This window comes from Blautia sp. ZXY-1-B12 (genome assembly GCF_056339915.1).
Window position 1 is genome coordinate 1 of record NZ_JBWJVP010000032.1, and the last position, 7,161, is coordinate 7,161.

8 protein-coding genes and 2 pseudogenes are annotated in these 7,161 nt (G+C 36.8%); 8 read left to right on the top strand and 2 right to left on the bottom strand.

All coding sequences use genetic code 11. The features are described from left to right. Positions 1–9 precede the first annotated feature (9 nt). Positions 10–390, top strand: coding sequence for a metal-dependent transcriptional regulator (locus AC075L_RS02935; protein ID WP_008706218.1), 381 nt, complete (start codon positions 10–12; stop codon positions 388–390). Between the two features lie 511 nt (positions 391–901). On the opposite strand, the gene AC075L_RS02940 is transcribed toward AC075L_RS02935, so the two are convergent. After that, the gene (locus AC075L_RS02940; protein WP_147413759.1) at positions 902–1,393 is read right to left on the bottom strand and encodes a hypothetical protein; all 492 of its coding nucleotides are present in this window, start codon (positions 1,391–1,393) and stop codon (positions 902–904) included. 413 nt (positions 1,394–1,806) lie between these two features. Here AC075L_RS02940 and AC075L_RS02945 point away from each other — a divergent pair, with 413 nt between their 5' ends. From AC075L_RS02945 to AC075L_RS02955, 3 genes are all read left to right on the top strand, one after another. Continuing rightward, positions 1,807–3,021 (top strand): IS110 family RNA-guided transposase, encoded by a 1,215-nt coding sequence (locus AC075L_RS02945; protein WP_025581337.1) that lies wholly within the window; start codon positions 1,807–1,809, stop codon positions 3,019–3,021. A 317-nt stretch (positions 3,022–3,338) separates the two neighbouring features. Continuing rightward, on the top strand, positions 3,339–3,731 hold the full coding sequence (locus AC075L_RS02950) for a BlaI/MecI/CopY family transcriptional regulator (protein WP_025581312.1): 393 nt from the start codon (positions 3,339–3,341) through the stop codon (positions 3,729–3,731). 32 nt (positions 3,732–3,763) lie between these two features. Next, on the top strand, positions 3,764–5,113 hold the full coding sequence (locus AC075L_RS02955) for a M56 family metallopeptidase (protein WP_182433742.1): 1,350 nt from the start codon (positions 3,764–3,766) through the stop codon (positions 5,111–5,113). Positions 5,114–5,435: 322 nt separating this feature from the next. Here AC075L_RS02955 and AC075L_RS02960 read toward each other — a convergent pair. Further along, positions 5,436–5,654 (bottom strand): annotated as a pseudogene (locus AC075L_RS02960) (DUF6783 domain-containing protein). On the opposite strand from AC075L_RS02960, the pseudogene AC075L_RS02965 reads away from it, so the two are divergent. The 4 genes and pseudogenes from AC075L_RS02965 to AC075L_RS02980 all read left to right on the top strand — a co-directional run. Beyond that, a pseudogene (locus tag AC075L_RS02965) lies at positions 5,604–5,717 on the top strand (DUF6783 domain-containing protein); the annotation flags it as partial. The pseudogenes AC075L_RS02960 and AC075L_RS02965 overlap by 51 nt on opposite strands. Next, entirely contained in the window at positions 5,714–6,139 is a 426-nt protein-coding gene (locus tag AC075L_RS02970) for a hypothetical protein (RefSeq protein WP_055152709.1), read from the top strand. The pseudogene AC075L_RS02965 and the gene AC075L_RS02970, both read left to right, overlap by 4 nt. An 8-nt stretch (positions 6,140–6,147) precedes the next feature. After that, positions 6,148–6,324, top strand: coding sequence for a hypothetical protein (locus AC075L_RS02975; RefSeq protein WP_156325156.1), 177 nt, complete (start codon positions 6,148–6,150; stop codon positions 6,322–6,324). 38 nt (positions 6,325–6,362) lie between these two features. Then, positions 6,363–7,161 (top strand): hypothetical protein (locus tag AC075L_RS02980; RefSeq protein ID WP_476387108.1); only part of this gene is annotated, 799 nt, incomplete at its 3' end.

Consider the following 7,161-nt stretch of genomic DNA (forward strand, 5'->3'; position numbering starts at 1 on the left):
GTATTTTGAATGCAGATCAGAAAATCAGCGGAGGATTATTTGGAGGCAATCCTGGTATTGTCAAAACAGGGTGGCGGAGTTCGTTCTATAGATATTGCAACGATGCTTGGGGTATCGAAACCGAGTGTAAGTCATGCTATGAAGCTGCTTCGTGAGGATGGTTATATTGCGATGGACCGTTATGGTACGGTGACACTTCTTGAGAAAGGAAATGATATTGCGGTTCATATCTATGAGCGGCATACAGTGCTGAGCAAGATGCTGGAACATCTCGGCGTAAGCCCGGAAGTTGCAAAAGAAGATGCGTGTAAGTTAGAGCATGACCTGAGCGATGAGAGTTTTACTAGGATAAAGGAGCACTTCCACAAGGTGATTGGGGAAGTTGAATAGCGGATAAAATAAACTCCCCCCGTCGGATGAATTTCTGACGAAGTGGGGAGTTTATTTTTTAAGTTAGTCATCTACTAACACTGGATATCATTCAGTAAAACTTTTCAGCACTGCTCAACACGCAAAATATCGCATTGTCCCGTCCACTTTAAATTTATTTTTCTCTACTCTCTCAACGATCTAATGCAAATTATTATTCCTGTTATTATCCATAACGAAAAAAATACTACCGGTATCAATGTGTCATTTGCTATTAAATTAATCAACCATCCCTCACTTCCATTGATTATACTTTGGTGGAAAAGGGTATACGTAAAAACAATCAAGAAACCTATATCTCCAAACCCCAGAAAACTAAGCCCTAAAATAAATTTTCTCATATTATTTATATCTCCCTCATTGTTTGGAATCTTTACTATATGTAGCATATTTTACAGCCTCTTGATATGTTCCGCCATGAGATCTAATGCCGTAAAGACCACCAGTGTGCCGACAAGTCTAACGCTATATCTTAATCCATATTCTTTAATGGCAATTTCGGCATAGATGTGATTTTTGTATAGAAATCACCATTTTCTTCTACTTCTGTTACAGTTTCAATAGAAGAATCTGTATAACTGATAACATCTCCCTCGTACACCAACCTTTCAAAAGGAATATAAGCAGTGTCATCTGTATCATAAAACTCATCCTTTTCCTCTTTTTCCGGATTTCGTTCATAATACATTTCTTTATAACCTTCACTCTCATTATCTTCAGTTACTGAAATATCATAAATGTCCTGCTCCTTTAGCCAATCCCCCAGATTAACTGCAATATAGCAACCATCGTCTTTAATTTCACTTATTATCTTCTTGCAATTCAACTGATACCAATCTATAAAAATATCATTTCGACAGATTTGATAAGTATTATTTTCTACATTTTTTGCGGCAACCGGAGTTGCTGTAATACAACTTACCACAAGCACTATAGTTATCACTATTTTTCCCTTTTTTATCATGCTCTTACCCTCATTTCATTTTTTTATGTCCTTTTCACCTCTGTATTTTCTGTAGCAATGTTTCTTTAACATTAATTTAATAATTACCTGTTCTTAAAAGCACTGTAACGAACTCGTTCTTTATGAAGTATTTAACCTCCTCCTAATATATAAGTGTAGGGTTTCAGTACCCAACAGCCAGTTGGGACTTAATCCTCTCATTGTTTAAGCTGTATAATGATTAGGCATCGGTCTGACGACACCTCCTAGGACCATTGGCGTCCGTACGAAAGCCTGTCAGCCAGCCTGTCATTGCAGCCGTTCGATTTATGCAGGTTGAACTACTACTTCACGTTCGTTTGATACCCCAGGAGATTGAATAGGCAATGAGAAATGCTGGAATCCATGCAAATTCACTTTTGGAGGTACGTAGAATGTACAACGCAGTAGGTATTGATGTTTCAAAGGGTAAAAGCACCGTTGCAGTCCTGCAGCCTGGCGGCACTGTGATCCGCAAGCCCTTTGATGTCTCCCACACATCCCAAAACCTCAATGAACTGGCAGATTATTTGAGTTCATTAGACGGCACCACAAAGATCGTTATGGAGTGTACGGGTAGATATCATGAGCCTATGATAAAGGCTCTATCCGAGGCTGGATTGTTTATTTCCATTGTAAATCCTCACCTGATTAAAAACTTTGGCAACAACTCCCTGCGCAAGGTGAAATCGGATCCGGCGGATGCCCGCAAAATTGCCCGCTATACGCTTGACAACTGGACGGAACTGCGCCAATATTCAGGTATGGACAATACACGTACTCAGTTAAAAACTTTAAACTCTCAATTCAGCTTCTTTATGAAACAAAAGGTTGCCGCAAAAGCAAATCTGATTGCACTGTTGGATAATACTTATCCTGGTGTAAACAAACTCTTTGACAGCCCCACCCGTGAGGACGGGAGTGAAAAATGGGTTGACTATGCTTATTCTTTCTGGCATGCGGATTGTGTCCGCAAGATTGGGTTAAAGGCATTTACAGAACGCTACATGTCTTTCTGTAAGAAGCACCACTATATCTTTCAGCAGGACAAGCCAGAAAAACTGTTTAATGCCTCGAAGGAGTTGGTTGCCGTCTTTCCAAAGGAGAAGACTTATAAGCTGTTGATCCAGCAAAGCATCCAGCAGTTAAATCTTGCCTCCGAACATGTAGAACGACTCCGCAGGGAAATGAACGAACTGGCATCCACACTTCCAGAATACAGCACCGTAATGGGCATCTATGGCGTTGGGAAAACCTATGGTCCCCAGCTCATCGCTGAGATCGGCGATGTATCCCGGTTTACCCACAGGGAAGCACTGACCGCCTTTGCGGGCGTAGACCCCGGTGTTGATGAATCCGGCCAGCACAAGTCAAAGAGCAACAGGGCTTCAAAGGTCGGATCCGCAAGGCTGCGCAAAACATTGTTTCAGATCATGACAACCTTGTTGCAAAATGCTCCTGAAGCCGATCCGGTGTACCGTTTTCTTGACAAAAAACGGTCTCAGGGAAAGCCTTACTATGTCTACATGACAGCCGGAGCGAATAAGTTCTTACGCATTTACTATGGTAAAGTCAAAGAATGTCTGCGGAACTTAGAACAGACAGAATAACACCCTTTTCTATATCACCACTTTCAAAGCCGGCATTTCTGGCGGCTTAAAAGTTATGCACAAAATATCAAATCGGATTTTTGAAATTTTCTTCAAAAAAACACTTGACTTTTTATTAGCAGGCTTTCGTAGTTGCTTTGCTTGTGTAATTTTATATCACTACATTTATGTCGTGCATTCAGCGTACATTATTAAATAATATTTGTCAAGAATATCTTTGCATTGTTGTCGATATTTACGATATTTTATTCCTTGTATTGACTGTGCCTTCCTGATATTGTACAATATACTAAAACTAAGAGTTAGGAGATATGATTATGCAACAACATTATGAACTTTCTGATACAGAATATAAGATCATGCAGCTTTTTTGGAAGAATTCAGATCCACTTCCTTTTAATGAAATCCTGAAATATTGTAACGATGAACTTCAGCTTAACTGGGCGGTAGGTACAGCTCAGACATATCTTAACCGCCTTATTTTAAAGGGAGTGTTGAAAACAAATAATAAGCGGTATCGTAAACTATATTCAGCGCAGCTCAGTGAAGAGGAACTTGCACAAAAATATGCTCGACAGTTTGTAGATGAATCTTTTGGTGGATCTCTTAAGAATTTTATCGCTTCCTTTACTCAGGAGACAAAATTATCTGAGGCTGATGTAAACGAACTTATAGATATCTTGCATTCCAATATGTCTGAGGAAAAATAAGGCGCGATTTCTTATGATGAGGAGGTATGTATTTGAAAATATTGATCTGTCTGCTGATATATATGAGTGTTTCCGGCAGTGCTTTTTTTCTTGGATATTTATTACTTGATTTTCTTACCCATGAAATGCTTCCTGCTTCGTTCAGATATTTTCTGCTGAAACTGGGAGGGTTGTTTTTTCTGGTTCCATTTCCGTTAGTTAAATCTCTGGTACAGTCATGGCTGTTTCATTGTGAGAACGGAATTTTAAAAACCGATGAATACTATTTCTTTGATATTGATCATTCTATAAAACTGATTGATGAGGGTTTTATATTCCCGCAGCTGCTGGATAGTCAGAAAGTGCTGATTGGATTATGGACTGGTATTATGTTATTGATTATACTTTCGCAGGCTTATCGTTTTTACCTTTTCAGACGTAATCTCCGAAAATATCTACTTCCTCTTGATAACTGTGAGGATTTATTGAATTCCATAAAGGCTGATATGAATATAACCAAAAAGGTATCTATGTATTATTGTGGTGCGGAGATTTCGCCATTTACCTGTGGCGTGAAATCACCCGTAATTATCCTCACATCACTTGTTGCGGATGATTCAAAAGAACTGATTCTACGGCATGAGCTACAGCACATAAAATCTCATGATTTAATTTACCGGATGGCAGCTTTGTTTATTGTTCTGATACATTGTTTTAATCCGTTATCTTATTTATTTTTGAAAGAATTAAAGGAGGTTCAGGAAATGAATTGCGATGAAAAACTGACAGTTACATTTTCGAATAATGAGCGTATGAAATATGGAAAGGCCATAATTGCTGTTTCTGCCAGAACCGGGGCATTTTCGGCTCCTGTACTTTATTTTTCCGGAAACAGTAAAAGCTTTCTGATAAAGCGAATCAGAAAAATATCTGTACCTGGTCGGATCAGGAAGTTACAAATGGCTTTGGCTACGATAGTTCTGTGCCTTTTTGCGACAGTTCCTGTATTTGCGTATTCTCCTGAGATTATTGATTTGAGAAATTTTTCTTCGGATATTCAGAATGGGATAGAAGAAGTGACATGGATGGAATTTGAATTTGATTCTTCATCGGATACAGGCTCTGCTATAACCATACCGGAGGATGAGAATTTCTTTTCTGACTGCAATCAGTATTTTCTTTTGGAGGATGGAACGGTGATTTTGTTACCGGACAGAAATATTCAGCTTTTTTCCGGATGTAAACACTCATTTAAAACCGGTGTTTTAAAAAAACATATTTCCAGTGGAAAGAGTTGTACTGTGAACCAGTACAGAGGAGAAATCTGCACAAAATGTAACTATATCAAAAATAAAACATTGGTTAATTCAGTATATTCACCGGTGTGTCCTCACAAAAAGTGAGACTGTATTCAGAAATGTAATTTTACTTAAGTAGTAGAACGGGGCTGTCGTAATTTTAGCGGCAGCTCCATTTTTGTGTTAGAGTAAGATTTTGTTTACCATTGAGGAGTTTTTTTACTGATCTGAAAAAACGGAACGTTGGAAAATAATAAAGGGTATCTGTTTTCGACAGTTAACTAAATAAAAATGATAATGTTTACAATATCTACAAAAATATAGATAAAATATTGACAGATAAATAAAAGAATGATAATCTAAATGCATGACATATATGTAGAATAAAAACGATAAAACAATTAAGATGTGTATATTGAAAATTTTATCAGAAATTAATTTGGGGATTGTAATGAAAGTATATTTTCCGGAAAATGGATGTGCGAATATGAAAAACAATAAAATATATTTTATGGAATAGTGGCTTAGAGCGTGTCTGAAAAATCATTCCCGCAATCTGCACGCCCCACTTTGCGGGATATTTCACCCGAATTCAGTTGCCGTAGCCCGCTACGGCGCCCTCATCCGGGCAAAATATACCACAAATTGTGACGCACATCTTGCAGAAAGCCTTTTTCAGACACGCTCTAGCAGAGGGAGAAATCTATGAATAACACGAAAAAAAATACATACATTGTCTTACTTATAATAAGTATAATTAGTAACATGATATTGTTATACAAAAAAATATCCATTAAAAATTATTACAAAGAATCATATTTAGTTTTGCAAGACGGAAAACAAATTAATATCTATTCTATTGATGATAGCAAAAAGCAGAGATTGAAAAAGATTGATAATATTCAAGCTATGGTCGGTATTGTAACTAAATTAGAAGGGAAGAACAATAATTTTGCTGTGATATTTAATGAGCAGAGAAAATGTGATTACTCTGTTAATTTAAATCAGAATAATAAAGTAAGTATAAATGATAAATTAATTGTTTTTTATTCTGAAGAAAGTTCCAAATTGATAAGTCCGAAATCATTTATTGTACAGTATGGATATGTAATATTAGCGAAAGGGGAATAATTGAAATCATGACTAAAAAATGGTTTTTATTAAAAGTATTATATATTTTTATAGTGTTTTGGGGAAGTGTTACATGCAATGAAAAAACAGTATTAGCCAATGAGTATACAATTGTAGATGAAAATGCAGGTTATAACTTTCTCGGATTTTGTTATACTGTATCTGGAGAGGAATTATTTGGATAAGTTTTGTGATTGTGTGGTTGGTAAGATGAGAGGGACATATGAAAAATATTATAAGAATAATATCTCTGATATTTGTAGTTACAGCGATTGGTGGATGCGGTAAGTCTCAACAGTACCAGAAATCAACAGATTTTCCGAAAGGCATGAAAACGGAACTGACAGAACAGATAAAGGTAAATGCAGAGTTTCAATATCCTGAAAACTGTAAAAATGGAAAATGTGCGGAGACACAGATTAGTGGACAGACACTCTGGGATAAGCAGGAAGAAATTGCACAATTGTTGGTTCAGGATGGTAACATTACAAATGAATACATAGATGATTATGGGACAGTACAGTATAAAATTTATGAAATAGCTGAAAACAACGCAACTTTAGTGATTTCTGATGATAATTTGAATTATGCGACTGATCAGGCTTCTTATATAAATAATGTACTGTTTTCTGACAGTCGTTTTGATGATTATAATGGAAATAAATATCAGGATAAAACGGATCTTCCTTTTATGCCTCAAAAAGAAGCATGGAAGAATGTAAGTGAAGTGCTGGATAAACTGGGGGTTGATGTATCAGATGATGTTATATGCTATGTTATGGAACATAGTATTATGAGCGAAGAAGAAAAAAAAGCGATTGCCAGAGCTGAGGAGGAAGACACAAAAATTCCGACTGCAAAAACACAGTGGACAGAAGATGATGACTGTTATTATTTTATGACTTATACTACATGGCAGGACTATCCGGTATTACCGCCTGTAATGGGAGAGGGATTTGATGAGAATAACGTATCTGTTATATACGATAAGAACGGTATTCAGTCTTTAAGTATAAATGGTT